Source organism: uncultured Roseobacter sp., from assembly GCF_947499265.1.
Classification (GTDB): domain Bacteria; phylum Pseudomonadota; class Alphaproteobacteria; order Rhodobacterales; family Rhodobacteraceae; genus Roseobacter.
The window spans coordinates 36,753-52,810 of the sequence record NZ_CANMNK010000010.1; the positions used below are offsets into that span (position 1 = coordinate 36,753).

Genomic DNA, 16,058 nt, shown 5'->3' on the forward strand with positions numbered 1-16,058 from the left:
CGCGCACCCCCTGCTTCTTCTGGCTTAAAATATCCCCGCCGGAGGCTCCGACGGTTGATTTTCCAAGAATCGCTCATTGCGCAGCGATCCCTTCGAGTTGGTCCTCCAGCGCGTCAGCCGCGTCTTGCAGCGCGGCCAGCGTTTCGGCATCCGGGGACCAGTAATTGCGGTCGTGGGCTTCCAGCAGGCGGTTGGCCATGCGGCTGGAGGCGGTGGGGTTCAGATCGGCAAGCCGCTGGCGCATCTCGGCATCCAGCACGAAGGTTTCTGAAATCCGCTGGTAAACCCAATCATCCACCTGCCCGGTGGTGGCGGACCAGCCCAACGTATTGGTCACATGCGCCTCGATCTGGCGCACGCCTTCCGGTCCGTGTTTCAGCAGCCCCTCAAAGAACTTCGGATTGAGGCTGCGCGCGCGGGTTTCCAGCGCGACCTGATCTTTCAGCGTGCGGACCTTGCCCGCGCCACGGGTCTGATCCCCGATATAGACGGCAGCATCCGACCCTTTGGCGCGTTTCACCGCGCGGGCGATCCCGCCAAGCGTGTCGAAGTAGTGATCGACCGTGGTGACCCCCAACTCGACCGATTCGAGGTTCTGATAGGCCACATCCACTTCCGCGAGGGTCGATTGCAGTAGTGCCGCATTCGCCGCTGCCTTACCGTCGGTGCCATAGGCAAAACTCTTGCGCGCCTCATAGGCATCGGCCAATTCGTCCTCATCGCCAAAGGCTGAGCTGTCCACCAGCCCGTTCACGTTCGAGCCATAAGCCCCTTCGGCGTTGGAGAAGACGCGCAGGGCGGCCTCTTCCATCGCGCAGCCGGTTTTCTCTGCGTAGGCCAGCGCGTGGGCGCGGATGTAATTCTGCTCCAGCGGCTCCTCGGCGCAAGCGCATTTCAGCGCCGCTTCGGCCAGCATGCGCGTCTGCAAGGGCAGCAGATCGCGGAAGATGCCCGAGAGGGTCATGATCACGTCAATGCGCGGGCGCCCGAGGTCTTCCAGCGGAATGAGATCAGCGCCGGAAATCCGCCCGAAGCTGTCAAAACGCGGCGTGCACCCCATCAATGCCAACGCCTGCGCAATCGGGCCGCCGTCGGATTTGATGTTGTCGCTGCCCCAGAGCACCAACGCCACCGTGCGCGGCAGGCTGTCATGGGTCTCCAGCAGCAGTTGCGCCTGCTTTGCGCCGTCCTGACAGGCAAAGGCGGTGGGCATCCGGAAGGGATCAAAAGCGTGGATATTGCGGCCCGTGGGCAGGATTTCAGGCGACCGGATCAGATCACCGCCCGCCACAGGCGCCGTGAAATGCCCGGCGAGCGCTGCCATCAGCGCGTCAAGCTCGGTTTCCTGCTGCAACAGGTGATCAACGCGTGCCCGCGTCTCCTCATCCACATCCGGCAGAATGCGCAGATACTCAGCCCGTTCCGTATCGCTGAGCCGCTCGCCCACCACATGCAGGCCCTCGGGGATCAGCGCGTCCTCGGTTTCCAGCAGCTTGATCCAGAGTGTCTCGGCAGGCACCCCACCCATATCGACGGCGGCGGCCTGCTCAGCGATCAGCGCTTCCAACTCGTCGCGTTCGGCCGCATCGGGTGCCGTGCTGCGCCAGCGGGTCAGGCTGTCCTTGAGTTCCGCAAGCCCTTTATAAAGCCCCGCCGTCGCCAGCGGCGGCGTCAGGTGGCTGATGGTCACCGCATTGCTGCGCCGCTTGGCCAGCGTCGCCTCAGACGGGTTGTTGGCCGCATAAAGATAGACGTTCGGCAGATCGCCGATCAGCCGGTCCGGCCAATCCGCACCCGAGGGCCCCGCCTGCTTGCCGGGCATGAATTCTAGTGCGCCATGCATCCCGAAATGCAGCAGCACATCGGCCTTCAGCGTGTTTTTCAGCCAGAGATAGAAGCTCGCAAAGGCATGTGTCGGCGCAAAGCCTCGCTCGAAGAGCAACCGCATCGGGTCACCTTCATAGCCAAACCCGGGCTGCAGCCCGACAAAGACCTTGCCGAACTGCTTGCCAAGGACAAAAACCCCACGCCCGTCCGATTGCACACGGCCCGGCGCGGGCCCCCATTGTGCTTCGATCTCGTTCAGCCAGGGGGTGTTTGCGACAATCTCATCGGCGCTCACATGGGCCTCAACATTGGCCTCCTGCCCGTATTGCGCCGCGGTGCCTTCCAGAACCTCGGCGCGCAGGGCATCAACAGAAGCCGGCACTTCGACATCGTATCCTTCGGCTTTCAACCGGTTTAACGTATTGAAAAGGCTTTCAAAAACGCTGAGGTAGGCCGCGGTGCCAGCAGCCCCCGCATTGGGCGGGAAGCCAAAGAGCACGATCCCGACGGTGCGATCAAAGGCCTCCGACCGACGCAGCTTGGCCTGACGTTCCGTGCGCGCGACCAAAGCCTCAACCCGCTCCGGACAGGGGGCCATCGCCTTGGCCTGCTCGGTGCAATCGCAACTCCGATTACAACCGTGGCATCCGTTCTGACCATGGCGCCCGGCGAAGACGGTGGGCGTCGTGGCCCCGTCGAGCTCGGGCAGCGCGATCAGCATGGTGGTCTCGATCGGTCCCAGCCCCTGGGCCGAAGCTGACCATTGATCAAGGGTCTGAAATTCCAGCGGGTGTGCGGCGATGTAGGGCACGTCCAGCGCTTTGAGCACGTCAATTGCCGCCACATTGTCATTGTAGGCCGGCCCGCCGACCAGCGAGAAACCCGTCAGGGACACCAGCGCGTCAATTTTCACGCCCTGCGCATCGCGGAAATAGGCGTCAATCGCCGGACGTCCGTCCAGACCGCCCGCAAAGGCGGCCAGAACCCGGATACCCCGCGCCTCGAAACCCCGGATCACCGCGTCATAATGGGCGGTATCAGAGGACAGCACGTAAGAGCGCATCATCAGCAACCCAACCGTCATCTGCGCGGCTTTCGGGGCCGGAACGGCAGCGGCATCCGTGGTGATGCGCCTGGGCAGGTCGGGATGGTAGAGACCGGCATCCGGGTATTCGATGGGCGCTGCGGCATCGGGTGCCGCTTTCCAACCGGTGTCTTTTGCATAGCGCCCCAGCAGAAAACGCACCATCGCCTCGACGTTATCGTCTGACCCGCCCAGCCAGTATTGCATGGTCAGGAACCACGCGCGCAGATCCTGGCTCTTGCCCGGGATGTACTTGAGGATTTTCGGCAGGCGGCGCAGCAGCGCCATCTTTTGCGCGCCCGACGAACTCGACGGTTTGGACGATCCGCGCAACCGTTTCATCAGCTTCATGGTGCCCGATTGCGGTGCCATCATATCGAGCGCGCCCATCCGGGTGAGCTTCACAATCGCCGCATCGGCAATCACGCCGATCATCGCATCACAGTGATCGCGCCGGGCTTGCAGACTGGGCAGGATGCGCGAAATATGTTCTTCGAGAAAGAGCAGGTTGGCGATGATGATATCCCCGGTCTCCACCGCTTCTCTCGCCGCTTCAAACGCGCCGGGCGTCTCACCCCATTCCGCCGCTGCATGGATCGACAGCGACAGCCCGGGGTAATCCGTGCTCAGCCGGTCCATCGCGCGCATCGCCGGACCCGCCGCATGGCTGTCCAGCGTCAGGATCACGACGCGATACCCGGGCAGACGCCCGTTTATGCCCCGGTCATCGCGCATAATGGGCCTTTGCCTCGTAAAGCGTGTCGATGCTGATCTCGGATACGCCGCGTTCCGTGGCAAAGGCCTCGGTATTCCGGCGCGCCTTGCCGCGCACGAAGAAAGGGATCTTCTTCAGCTCCCGTTCCGCATCGTCCAGCCAGATCACGTTTGACCCCGGCGTTGCATTCTCTTGGCCGGAAATATCCCGGGGGGCAGGCGCAGCCTGGGGGGTTGGCCCCCCCGCCACATCCGGTTTCGGCGCATGGCCACCGTGGTGTGACGGTCCCGCCGCATCGTGGAATTCGAAATCATCCCGAAACATGTGCAGCAGATGCTCTTCCAGTCCCATGACCAGCGGATGCACCCAGGTGTCAAAGATCACATTGGCGCCTTCGATCCCCATCTGCGGCGAATAGCGCGCCGGGAAGTCCTGCACGTGCACCGGCGCGGAGATGACGGCGCAGGGAATGCCCAGACGCTTGCCGATATGGCGCTCCATCTGGGTGCCGAGGATCATTTCGGGCTGCATCGCTTCGATCACGCGCTCGACCTCGAGATAGTCGTCGGTGATCGTGGCTTCGACGCCATATTCCTTGGCCAACGCACGGATCGGTCGGGCCATTTCGCGGTTGTAACAGCCCATGCCCACCACTTCGAAACCCATCTCATCCCGCGCGATGCGGGCAGCGGCGGCCACATGGGTGCCATCGCCGAAAAGGAACACGCGTTTGCCGGTCAGATAGGTGCTGTCCACGGATTTCGAATACCAGGGCAGACGCAGGCGGCTGTCATCCAGATAGGGCTTCACGCCGGTGATTTCGGCCACCTCCGCCACGAAATCGCGGGTGGCACCGACCCCGATGGGCACGATCTTGGTATAGGGCTGATCCAGCTCCCGCTCCATCCAACGGGCCGCGGCCTCGGCCGTTTCGGGATACATCAGCACGTTGAAATGCGCCGCCCCCATCCGGGCAATATCAGATGGCGAGGAGGTCATCGGGGCCACCACATTCACGCTGATGCCCATATCGGAGAGCAGCGAGGTGATTTCGGTGATGTCGTCGCGGTGCCGGAATCCCAGCGCCGTTGGTCCGATTAGATTGCAGCTGATCTGCGCCGTGCGGTCCATCGGTTTGGCCAGCGCCCGCACGATCTGGAAAAATGTCTCATCGGCGCCAAAGTTCTCCTTGCGCTGGTAGCTGGGCAGCTCCAGCGGGATGACAGGCACCGGGATGTCCATGGTTTCGGCCATGCCACCCGGGTCGTCCTGAATAAGTTCGGCGGTGCAGGAGGCACCGACAATCAGGGCTTCGGGTTCGAACCGGGCATAAGCGTCCTGCAGCGAGGTCTTGAAGAGATTGGCCGTGTCAGACCCCAGATCACGCGCCTGAAAGGTCGTATAGGTGACGGGCGGGCGGTGATCGCGCCGTTCGATCATGGTAAAGAGCAGATCGGCATAGGTATCGCCCTGCGGCGCGTGCAAAACGTAGTGCAGACCTTTCATGCCGGTTGCCACGCGCATCGCGCCAACATGCGGCGGACCCTCGTATGTCCAGACCGTCAGCTTCATGCACTGGCCTCCAGCTTCAGGAGGTCCGCACGGCGCACCGGGCGGGAGAAGAGGCCTGCGAGATCACCAGCCTGTTCGTAGAAGTGCACCGGAGTGAACACCAACTCGATGGCCCATTTCGTGGCCAGCCCGTCCGCTTCCAGCGGATTGGCAAGACCAAGGCCGCAGACCGTGAGGTCGGGGCGGGCGTTCCGGCAACGGTCAAGCTGCAGATCAACGTCCTGCCCTTCGGAAAGGGTGGGGCCTTGCGCCAGCATATCGAGATCGGGGCCAACGATGCCCTTGTGAATGAAGGGCGCGCCAACCTCCAACGCCTCCATCCCGCACTCGCGGGTCAGGAAACGGGCGAGGGGGATTTCCAGCTGGCTGTCGGGGAAGAAAAAGATCGACTTGCCGCGCAGCGCTTCCGAGGCTTGCGCGATGGCCTTGCGGGCCCGCGCGCGGGGCGCGGCTGTGACCCGATCGAAGGTCTCCGCATCCACACCGAATTCATCGGCGATCACGCGCAGCCAGGCCGTTGTGCCTTCTTCGCCGAAGGGGAAGGGTGCGGCCAAATGGCGGGCGCCCCGGCGCTCAAGCGCGGCGTGGGTATCCCCGAGGAAGGGCTGCGTGAGGGCGAAAACGGTGTTGTCGCTAACGCCCAGATCGGTATCGGCGCGGGGGGCCGGCAGCACCTTGATCGGGCCGATGCCCATCTCTGACAGCAGGGAGACGGCCTGTTCTTCGACCACATCAGGCAGCGCCCCGACGAGCAGCAACTGTCGCGTTTCCGTCTTGGGCAGCACCGGGACCATGGAGGCCAGACAGGCGTCTTCGCCCTGGGTGAAGGTCGTCTCGATGCCGGAGCCGGAGAAATTCAGCACCCGCACGGAAGGTGCATATTTCTCGGTCATGCGCTCCGCAGCGCGGGCAAGATCCAGCTTGATCACCTCCGAGGGGCAGGAGCCGACAAGGAAAAGTTGCTTGATATCGGTGCGGCGGGCCAGCAACTGATCCACCACCTTGTCAAGCTCGGTCTGCGCATCGGCGAGGCCTGCAAGGTCGGTTTCTTCGAGAATCGCTGTGCCAAAGCGCGGTTCGGCGAAAATCATCACACCGGCGGCGGATTGCAGCAAATGGGCGCAGGTTCTGCTGCCCACAACGAGAAAAAAAGCGTCCTGCATCTTGCGATGCAGCCAGATGATTCCCGTCAGGCCGCAGAAAACCTCACGCTGACCCCGCTGCTTCAGAATCGGTTCGTCACGGCATCCACCAGAGGCGGCGAGGCGTGGCAGTTCCGTCATGCGCTCACCTCCTGCGGCCGGTTAAGGTCGGATTGTGCCTGCAATCTGGCCGCCCGCAGCTTCAGCAGAAACTGTGCCGCATTGATGACGTAGGCGGCATAGGCCGCGAGCGCCAGGAACATGAGCGATACAGGGGGCAGCGCGTCCGCGAACAGCGCCCAGAGGTAGCCGGTATGCAGCGCAATCACGGCAAAGGAAAACACGTCTTCCCAGAAGAATGCGGGGGCGAAAAGGTATTGACCGAAAACGATTTTTTCCCAAATCGCGCCGGTGATCATGATCAGGTAAAGAACGGCGGTTTTCAGCACGATCGAGAGGGTCGCGGCCTCATACCCCAGACCACTCCACAGATACCGCACCACAAGCACAAGAGAGACCAGAAAAACGACAAACTGAAGCGGCGCCAGGATGCCCTGGATCACCGTCCAAACCGTCTCATCACGCCGTATGCGCTCTTCTGCCGTGTACAGACCTGCCGGTGCGGATTTTGGAGCCTTGTGGCTTTGCATCGCGCGGATCACCTCTCCCGTTTTCTACCCTCAACGGTAGCTTTTTTGTCGGAAAAGTGTCAACTATAACTTACACATGTGACGCGTCTGATTTACACATTGCTCAGACGGTCTTTCGGCACAAATATGCGTATAGGCCTTTAAATCTTAACGAAATAGCTGGATTTACCCTATATTTATGGTCCAAATCCAAGGTGAAAATGTCAATTTGATTTGACATTATGGTGTTCAGGGCAGAGATTTGATGCCAATAGCGACTTCAATTGGGCTTTTGCTCTTTCAAATCCAAATTATACTGTTCGCTCAGGTGGTACTATGTCGCAAGATGACCAGTCAGACACGCGAGGCCTGCAACAGAGCCGGCCAAATGAAGTGGGCGTTTTTGCGACCCGCGTCATCTCGGCGTTGCGCGAACGTCAGGTTGTCTGCAGCGATGGGGTCCGCCAATTCGTGCTGGATCATCTGGTCCGCGCCATTCTGACCCCCGGTGACTGTGATCCGGCGCAGCTGTTTGAAGAGTTGCGCGGCCATCGTCTGAGCGTTGATGCCGTCATAGACCTTTATATTCCGCGCGCGGCCTGCTGCCTGGGTCAAAGCTGGGTCGATGATGACATTACCTTTGCCGATGTCACAGTTGGGGCCTTGCGGTTGCAGGCGTTTTTGGAGGAAGCCTCCGCGCAGTCACGGCTGGAGCTTGTCACCAATGATGCACGCCTGCGCGCCATTGTGGTTCTGCCGCGCGGGGAGCAGCATTTTCTGGGGGTGAGCGTTGTGGCGGCCCAACTGCGCCGCATGGGCTGCGAGGTGTCGGTTTCCTTTGATGAATGCCTGGACGCGCTCAGCGCGCGGGTGATCGAAGAGCAGCCCGATATGGTGTTGATCTCCTGTTCGCGCCGCGAGACCCTTGAAACCATCAAGGAGACGGTGCAAGTAATCCGGCAGGTGCCAATGGGGCCGATGATCGCTTTGGGCGGCGCGGTGATGTTGGATGCCGACGATTTGAAGGAACGTACGGGCGTTGACATAGTGACTGGTACTGCGAAGGACGCTGTTGCGTTCTGTTCAAAACGCGCGCATGCGCTCTCCCGATTATGACAACCGACGGAAATACGTTCTGGAGCAGCGGCGCTGTTCCCTTGATAGAGCCGGAGTTCTTGAGCAGCATCATCGGGGCTGCCTCGGACATCGCGCTTGTCGTTTCCGCCGAGGGTATCATCCTTTCCGTTGTTCTGAACGCTCAGAGCGACTCTTTCGGCAATCTCAAGCATTGGGAAGGGCGCCCGGTCGTCGACTTTCTGACGCGTGAATGTGTACCGAAATTCGAAACCGCTCACGAAGCCTATATGGCGGGCGAGGTGCCGCGCAAACCGTTGGAGCTGAACCACAGCGACAATGCTGTCTGGCAATATCCCGTGCGCTATACGTTCCACCGCTTCGGGCAGGAAAATGCCGCGCTGTTGCTGGGCCGCGATCTGCGACCCATCGCGGAGACGCAGCAACAATTGGTGCAGGCGCAGATTGCGCTGGAGCAGGGCTATGAAGCGCGGCGGGAATTCGATGCGCGATTTCGCGTGCTGCTGGCCAATTCCGATGAGGCCACCGTTTTTGTCTCGGTCCGGTCGGGTCGGGTAGATGATGCCAATGAAGCGGCTGCACATCTACTTGGCGTCAAACTGGAGTCGTTGAAGGGCAGCAGTTTTGCACAGCACTTCGCGGATCGCTCCAACGTGGAACTGACCGAGAGCCTGATGAACGCGACCCTGTCCGAAGAGGGCGGGCGCGTGACCTTGAAGGCCAGCCGGGGCCGCCAGACGCTTGTTGTCAAGCCGGTGGTGTTCCGCGCGGGCGGTCAGCGCGTTCTGCTTTGCCGTATTGCCAGCGACGAGGGGACAGAGAAGTCGCCCGATGTCGCGGCGGCCCAGGCGCTGGATCTGTTCCGCACGGGCAGTGATGCAATGATCTTCATGACCGGCAAGGGCGTCATCACCTCGGTGAATGAAAGCTTCCTGGATGTCATTGGTGCTGCCCATCTGTCTGATGTGGTGGGGCGCAGTTTTGCCGATTTTCTCGGGCGCGGTCAGATTGACCTGAGCGTTTTGACAGATCACCCGAAAAAGGGCGGGCAGATGCGGATCTACGCGACCAAGTTGATCAATGATCTGGGCGCGCGTCTGACGGTCGAGATTTCAGCGACCCATCTGGAAGAGGCCAATGACGTTGTGATCGGCTGTGTGATCCGCGATGTCAGCCGCGTCGAAGCCGCCCGTCCGCAGTCCAGCGTTCCCAGTCCCATGGCCCCTGAATCCGCGCGCAATGTGATGGATCTTGTCGGGTCGGCCTCGCTCAAGGATATCGTGGCCGAAACCACGGATGTGGTTGAGAAAATGTGCATCGAAACCGCAGTCGAACTGACCGGCAACAACCGGGTGGCGGCGGCCGAGATGTTGGGGCTGTCTCGGCAAAGCCTCTATGTGAAACTCCGCAAATACGGGTTGCTCAGCAAAAACGGCTAAATCTGTCTGCGCAGCCTTTCGGTCCCTCTTGCGCCGACTCAAAGTGTCAGCCATAGTTTACACATGTCTGTCACTCAGGTCATACAGTCGCGCCGTTATCCTGAACCAGCAGCCGCGCTGCGACTCATCAAACCCATCACGTGGTTCCCGCCGATGTGGGCCTATATCTGTGGCGTGATTTCGTCAGGTGTCGCGCCCGCCGGGCACTGGGGCGTCGTCATTCTGGGCGTTATCCTTGCGGGCCCGATTGTTTGCGGCATGAGCCAGGCGGCCAATGACTGGTGCGACCGGCACGTGGACGCCATCAATGAACCTGACCGTCCAATCCCCTCCGGGCGCATTCCCGGCAAATGGGGCTTATGGATCGCTTTGGCGATGTCCGTTCTGTCCCTTTTTGTCGGCTGGCAATTGGGCCCTTGGGGTTTTGGCGCCACCGTCGTGGGCGTGCTGGCGGCCTGGGCCTATTCCGCGGAGCCGGTGCGGCTCAAACGGTCGGGCATCTGGGGGCCGGGGCTCGTTGGTCTGAGCTATGAAAGCCTGCCTTGGTTTACTGGTGCCGCCGTATTGAGCGCGGGCGCGCCATCGATTTACGTGATCACAGTGGCACTGCTCTATGGCATTGGCGCGCATGGGATCATGACGCTGAATGATTTCAAGGCCCTCGAAGGTGACCGGCAAACCGGCGTGCAATCCCTGCCAGTGACGCTTGGCCCCGAGCGCGCGGCCAAGGTGGCCTGCACCGTCATGGCGGTGCCACAAGTCATTGTCGTGGCGCTGTTGCTCTTCTGGGACAAGCCGCTGCACGCTTTGGGTGTTGCCGCTGTGCTTTGCGCGCAGTTCTGGGCCATGACCGTGATGTTCAAGGATCCCAAGGCCAAGGCACCCTGGTACAACGGTACCGGCGTCTTGCTATATGTCAGCGGCATGATGATCACGGCATTTGCCGTGCGCAGCCTTGGGGGTGCACTATGAGGCTCAGCTGGATCGCGATTGTCAGGTTGGGACTGGTGCAGATGTGCCTCGGGGCGATTGTGGTGCTGACCACCTCGACCTTGAACCGCCTGATGGTGGTGGAACTGGCTTTGCCCGCGGTGCTGCCCGGCCTTCTGGTGGCGCTGCATTACGGCATCCAGATCACCCGCCCGAACTGGGGGTTTCTCTCCGACACGGGCGGCAATCGTACCCGCTGGATCATCCGTGGCATGGCGGCGCTGGCCCTTGGGGCGATGCTGGCGGCCTATGGTGTCGCGGTGATGGAGGCGCAGTTCGCCTTTGGTTTGCTGCTCTCGGTCGTCGCTTATGCTCTCATTGGTCTGGGGGTCGGCGCGTCGGGCACATCGCTTCTGGCGCTGCTTGCAACGGCGACGGCGCCCGCGCGCCGGGCAGCTGCGGCAACCATCACCTGGCTGATGATGATCGCGGGCATCGCTGTCACGGCGGGCGTGATCGGCGCGCTGCTTGACCCCTATTCGGTGAGCTTGCTTTTGAAGATCGTGGCCGTGGTGACGGGGGGTGCCTTCCTGCTGACCTGTCTGGCGGTCTGGGGCATTGAAGCGCGGGTGGAGGCGGCACCGGTTGCCACACCGATGCCCTTCCGCGAGGGGCTGGCCGAGGTCTGGGCCGAACGCAAGGCGCGCAATTTCACCCTGTTCGTTTTTCTGTCGATGACTGCCTATTTCATGCAGGAGCTGATCCTGGAACCCTATGCGGGTCTGGTCTTCGGCTTCACGCCGGGTCAATCCACCTCGCTTTCGGGCGCGCAAAACGGGGGTGTCTTTCTGGGCATGGTGCTGGTTGGCATCATGTGCACCGGTTTCAAACTGGGCAGCCTGCGCGCTTGGGTGATCGGCGGCTGCATCGGGTCGGCCGCGATGCTGGTCGGGTTGACTCTGATGGGTCAGATCGGCGTGGGCGCGCCGCTGATGCCCGCCGTTGTGGGCCTTGGATTTTTCAACGGCGTCTTTGCCGTTGCCGCCATCGGATCGATGATGGCTCTGGCCGGGCAGGGCCGCGAGGCGCGCGAGGGGACCCGCATGGGCCTTTGGGGTGCTGCACAAGCGCTGGCCGCCGGGTTTGGCGGGTTGCTGGGGGCCGCATTGGTTGACGTGATGCGGGCGGCGGTCACGGGCACGGACGCCACAGCCTTCGGCACGGTATTTCTGATCGAAGCAGCGCTCTTTGTGGCGGCTGCATATATGGCACTGCGGGTGATGGAACGCCCCGCCGTGCCGAACGGGTCTTTGGTTCCGGGAGAATGAGCCATGTATGACGTAGTGATCGTAGGCGGCGGCCCCTCGGGCGCCACGGCAGCGCTGGATCTGGTACAGTCGGGCCACAAGGTGGCGCTGCTGGACCGGGAAGGGCGGATCAAACCCTGTGGCGGCGCAATCCCACCCCGCCTGATGCAGGATTTTCACATCACCGAGGATCAACTGCTGGCCAAGGTGAACACCGCGCGGATGATTTCGCCCACTGGGCGCCATGTGGATATTCCGATTGAAAACGGCTTTGTCGGCATGGTGGACCGCAAGGATTTTGACCCCTTCCTGCGGTCCCGGGCGGCGGCGGCTGGTGCGGATTATATCACGGGCACCTTCGTGCGGATCGAGCGGGATGCGCAGGGACCATCGGTGATTTACCGCGACAAGGTGGACGGATCCGAGCATGCCCTGGCCTGCAAGCTGGTGATCGGTGCGGATGGCGCGCGCTCCAAAGTGGGGCGCGCGGAAGTGCCCGGCGGCGACACAATCCCCTATGTGCTGGCCTATCATGAGATCATCAAGGCGCCGCCGAAATCCGATGTCTATGACCCCATGCGCTGTGACGTGATTTATGATGGGGAGATTTCGCCCGATTTTTACGGCTGGATTTTCCCGCACGGCGACAGCGCGAGTGTCGGCATGGGTACTGAGATTTCTTCTGTCGATCTCAAGCAGGCCACTGCCGCACTGCGTGACAGCGCCGGTTTGACCGATTGCGAGACCCTGCGCCGGGAAGGGGCCCCCATTCCGCTGAAACCCCTCGACCGCTGGGACAACGGCAAGGATGTCGTGCTGGCCGGGGATGCCGCCGGCGTTGTCGCCCCGTCATCTGGCGAAGGGATTTATTATGCGATGGTGGGGGGCCGCGTGGCCGCCACCGCCTGTGCCGCAACACTGGCCTCGGGCCGGGTGAAGGACCTGCGGCTGGCGCGCAGCCTCTTCATGAAGGAGCATAAAACGGTATTCCGCGTGCTGGGCTCGATGCAGAACGCCTATTACCGCAGTGACGAACGGCGCGAGCGGTTTGTGTCCCTTTGCCATGACATTGACGTGCAGCGGCTGACCTTTGAGGCCTATATGAACAAGAAGCTGGTCAAGGCACGGCCCATGGCGCACCTGAAAATCGGCATCAAGAACCTTGCGCATCTGACCGGACTTGTGGCACCGACGCGCGTATGACGATCATGATCCCGGCCTGGGTAGACGGCACATTGACACCGGTGGAAAAGCTTGAGGCGCACCTGAAGGGGCTGCGCCACAAAGCGGTGTCGGTCTTTGTGCTCGATGGCGACGCGGTGCTGATGCAGCAGCGTGCGATGTGTAAATATCATACGCCCGGGCTGTGGACGAATACCTGCTGTACGCATCCCGAGTGGGACGAAACGCCGCTGGACTGCGCCGTGCGCCGCTTGAACGAAGAGATCGGCGTGACCGGCGTACAGCCCGAGCACCGCCACCACCTGGAATATCGCGCGGATGTCGGCGGTGGATTGACCGAGCACGAAGTCGTCGATGTTTACGTAGCACAAGCGGATGCCGATCTGTCAGTTACGTGCAATCCGGATGAGGTCATGGCCGTGGAGTGGGTGCGCTTTGCCGATCTCAAGCGTCAGGTGGACGAGACCCCGGAACGGTTCACGCCGTGGCTGCGCATTTACCTGCGGGATCATGGGCAGACGATTTTTGGCGATTTGGCTCTGGCATCCGCGTCCTGAGACGAACATATCGTGGGATTTGTGACGGCGCGTGGCCGACTGACATGAATCAATAATACCCCATCGATTTTGATTATTTTTCCGGCCAGTGAAAACACGGAAAAAGACTCGATGGACTTCAAGACAGACAATGGCGCTGCGGGCGATATGCGCGCTGGTAGATTTCTGACAGACCCAGATGCACCCGAGAGTGCCGCCAAACTGCGCCTTGAGCGGCGACAGGGTTGGGGATACGGCGCCTGCCCAGACGTGCCGCCTCTGAACAGGGCAAGCGAGATATCCTTTGCCCTTGGCGATGATCTCGGAGGATAGCGCGATGAAAAAGGCAACCCTGCGCAACGACTTTGTCGATACCCTTTCCCTCGCGGATCTATGCCGGTTTTGCCGGGCGGATGAAGCCTGGGTGGTTGATCTGGTGGAACACGGTGTTCTGGCCCCCCAGGGGTCCTCGGTTGAAAACTGGCAATTCTGCTCCGTCAGCATCGTGCGTGCGAAAAAGGCGCGGCGGTTGAACCGCGACCACGGGATCAACACCGCCGGTGTGGCGATGGTTCTGGATTTGCTCGAAGAACGGGCGAAGATCCTGCGGGAGCTTGCACGCAGCAATGTGCTTTGATCGATAAGCTGGTTTCAGGCCCGCTGATACGCCGCTGATTGATCGGGTGCGCTTGTCTCGGCGTCTTCTGCAAGACTGACCCGGGTGCCGGTGGTCCCGTCGATCAGTTGCATGGTATCCGCCAGATTGCCAATGGCCGCAAACCCACCGGTTGCCCGGGCGAATTCGCAGGCCGCATCGACCTTTGGCCCCATCGACCCGTTCGGAAATGAGAATGCCGCCATTTGGTCCGGGGTTGCATGGGTGATGAGGGCCTGCTCCGGCGTGCCCCAACCGGTAAAGACACCTTTCACATCCGTCAGCATCAGAAATGCATCCGCCTCCAGATCGCGGGCCAGAAGCCCACTGGCGTGATCCTTGTCGATCACCGCCTCCACGCCGATCATCGTCCCATCATTCTTCTGAACCACCGGAATGCCGCCACCGCCCGCGCAGATGATCACCACGCCCTGATCCAGCAAGATCCGGATCACGTCGATTTCCAGAATACGTTTGGGACGCGGCGAGGGCACGGTGCGGCGAAAGTGGGGCCCGTCCTGACCAATGGTCCAGCCCCGCTCGGCGCCAAGCTGGGTCGCTTCCTCTTCGGTGTAGATGGCGCCGATAAACTTGGTCGGGGTCTGAAAGGCGGGATCGTCCGGATCAACCTCGATCTGGGTGAGCAAGGTCGCGTATTTGGCCTCCGGCCTATAGGCATTGTCCAACTCCTGCTGCAGGACATAGCCGATCATGCCATCCGTTTCGGCCCCGAGCACATCGAGCGGAAAGGCCGCGCCCTGCAAGGCCAGATAGCCGACCTGCGGGCCGTTCCCGTGGGTGATCACCACCTCATGCCCGGCCTCCAGGAGCTGTGCCAGCGCTTTGGCGGCGACGCGGATGCTGGCGCGCTGGCTGTCGCCGGTCAGTGTTTCGCCGCGGATGGAAAGGGCGTTTCCGCCCAAAGCAACAACAATACGCATTCAGGACCCCAAAGTTGCGACGAGAACCGCCTTTATCGTGTGCATGCGGTTTTCGGCCTGATCAAAAACGATGGACGCGGCACTTTCAAACACGTCCTCGGTCACTTCCATCGCGTCCAGACCGAAGACCTCGCGAATATGTGCACCGATCTCCGTGTCACAATTATGAAACGCCGGCAGACAATGCATGAATTTTGTCTGGGGGTTGCCAGTCATCGCCATGACGTCCGGGGTCACCTGATAGGGCATCAACAGCTTGATCCTGTTGGCCCAGGCGCTTTCCGGCTCCCCCATGGAAACCCAGACGTCGGTATATAGAACATCGCATTCGCTGACACCCTGCTGCACGTCTTCGGTCAGCAAAATGCGCGCGCCGGTGCTCTTGGCCTCCGCCAGTGCCAGAGTGACGATGGCTTTGTCTGGCCAGAGCGATTTCGGTCCGCACAACCGCACGTCCATCCCCAGTTTCGCGGCTCCGATCAGCAGGCTGTCGCCCATGTTGTTGCCAGCGTCCCCCAGAAAACAGAACGCAATCTGGCCGAGCGGTTTGTCGACCTGCTCGGTCATGGTCAGCACATCCGCCAGGATCTGTGTCGGGTGGAATTCATCCGTCAGACCATTATAGACCGGCACGCCGGACCATGCCGCCAGCGTTTCGACAATGACCTGACCAAAACCGCGGTATTCGATGGCGTCATACATCCGCCCCAGAACCCGCGCGGTGTCCTTGATGCTTTCCTTCTTGCCGATGTGGCTGCCGGTGGGGCCCAGATAGGTGACATGGGCCCCCTGATCATGGGCGGCCACTTCGAAGCCGACGCGGGTGCGGGTCGAGTTTTTCTCGAAGATCAGCGCGATCTCGCGCCCCTTCAGTATCTGCTGTTCGGTTCCGGCGTATTTTGCGGCTTTCAGGTCGGCGGCAAGCTTCAGCAGAAACCGGATTTCCGTGCCGCTGAAATCCCGCAGGCTCAGGAACGAACGGTTTTTGAGGTTATATGCCATAG

13 protein-coding genes are annotated in these 16,058 nt (G+C 61.3%); 7 read left to right on the top strand and 6 right to left on the bottom strand.

What is annotated here, in order from left to right:
• Nucleotides 1-73: 73 nt before the first annotated feature.
• From Q1A63_RS22620 to bchF, 4 genes are read right to left on the bottom strand one after another with little or no spacing between them, the layout of a single operon-like run.
• On the bottom strand, nt 74-3,646 hold the full coding sequence (locus Q1A63_RS22620) for a magnesium chelatase subunit H (protein ID WP_298975343.1): 3,573 nt from the start codon (nt 3,644-3,646) through the stop codon (nt 74-76).
• The gene (gene bchB, locus Q1A63_RS22625; RefSeq protein WP_298975344.1) at nt 3,636-5,198 is read right to left on the bottom strand and encodes a ferredoxin:protochlorophyllide reductase (ATP-dependent) subunit B; all 1,563 of its coding nucleotides are present in this window, start codon (nt 5,196-5,198) and stop codon (nt 3,636-3,638) included. The genes Q1A63_RS22620 and bchB overlap by 11 nt, the downstream gene beginning before the upstream one ends.
• The gene (locus Q1A63_RS22630; RefSeq protein ID WP_299632509.1) at nt 5,195-6,481 is read right to left on the bottom strand and encodes a ferredoxin:protochlorophyllide reductase (ATP-dependent) subunit N; all 1,287 of its coding nucleotides are present in this window, start codon (nt 6,479-6,481) and stop codon (nt 5,195-5,197) included. The genes bchB and Q1A63_RS22630 overlap by 4 nt, the downstream gene beginning before the upstream one ends.
• Nucleotides 6,478-6,990, bottom strand: a complete 513-nt coding sequence (gene bchF, locus Q1A63_RS22635) for a 2-vinyl bacteriochlorophyllide hydratase (protein ID WP_299632510.1) — start codon at nt 6,988-6,990, stop codon at nt 6,478-6,480. Before bchF ends, Q1A63_RS22630 begins: the two co-directional genes overlap by 4 nt.
• Before the next feature lie 315 nt (nt 6,991-7,305).
• Here bchF and Q1A63_RS22640 point away from each other — a divergent pair, with 315 nt between their 5' ends.
• From Q1A63_RS22640 to Q1A63_RS22670, 7 genes are all read left to right on the top strand, one after another.
• On the top strand, nt 7,306-8,085 hold the full coding sequence (locus tag Q1A63_RS22640; protein WP_299632511.1) for a B12-binding domain-containing protein: 780 nt from the start codon (nt 7,306-7,308) through the stop codon (nt 8,083-8,085).
• A 59-nt stretch (nt 8,086-8,144) separates the two neighbouring features.
• Nucleotides 8,145-9,503 carry a transcriptional regulator PpsR gene (gene ppsR, locus Q1A63_RS22645; RefSeq protein WP_298975349.1) on the top strand — a complete coding sequence of 453 codons (1,359 nt, stop codon included), beginning with the start codon at nt 8,145-8,147 and terminating at the stop codon, nt 9,501-9,503.
• A gap of 63 nt (nt 9,504-9,566) precedes the next feature.
• Nucleotides 9,567-10,475, top strand: coding sequence for a chlorophyll synthase ChlG (chlG, locus tag Q1A63_RS22650; protein WP_299410093.1), 909 nt, complete (start codon nt 9,567-9,569; stop codon nt 10,473-10,475).
• Nucleotides 10,472-11,761, top strand: a complete 1,290-nt coding sequence (locus tag Q1A63_RS22655; RefSeq protein ID WP_299632512.1) for a BCD family MFS transporter — start codon at nt 10,472-10,474, stop codon at nt 11,759-11,761. The genes chlG and Q1A63_RS22655 overlap by 4 nt, the downstream gene beginning before the upstream one ends.
• 3 nt (nt 11,762-11,764) lie before the next feature.
• Nucleotides 11,765-12,943, top strand: a complete 1,179-nt coding sequence (locus tag Q1A63_RS22660; protein ID WP_298975353.1) for a geranylgeranyl diphosphate reductase — start codon at nt 11,765-11,767, stop codon at nt 12,941-12,943.
• Nucleotides 12,940-13,479: an isopentenyl-diphosphate Delta-isomerase gene (gene idi / locus Q1A63_RS22665; protein WP_298975354.1), complete on the top strand. Its 540-nt coding sequence runs from the start codon at nt 12,940-12,942 to the stop codon at nt 13,477-13,479. Before Q1A63_RS22660 ends, idi begins: the two co-directional genes overlap by 4 nt.
• 316 nt (nt 13,480-13,795) lie before the next feature.
• Nucleotides 13,796-14,095: a chaperone modulator CbpM gene (locus tag Q1A63_RS22670; RefSeq protein WP_298975356.1), complete on the top strand. Its 300-nt coding sequence runs from the start codon at nt 13,796-13,798 to the stop codon at nt 14,093-14,095.
• A gap of 14 nt (nt 14,096-14,109) precedes the next feature.
• On the opposite strand, the gene arcC is transcribed toward Q1A63_RS22670, so the two are convergent.
• Complete coding sequence (gene arcC / locus Q1A63_RS22675; protein WP_298975358.1) at nt 14,110-15,054, bottom strand: carbamate kinase; 945 nt, start codon at nt 15,052-15,054, stop codon at nt 14,110-14,112.
• Nucleotides 15,055-16,056 (bottom strand): ornithine carbamoyltransferase, encoded by a 1,002-nt coding sequence (gene argF / locus Q1A63_RS22680; RefSeq protein WP_298975359.1) that lies wholly within the window; start codon nt 16,054-16,056, stop codon nt 15,055-15,057.
• Between the last annotated feature and the right edge of the window lie 2 nt (nt 16,057-16,058).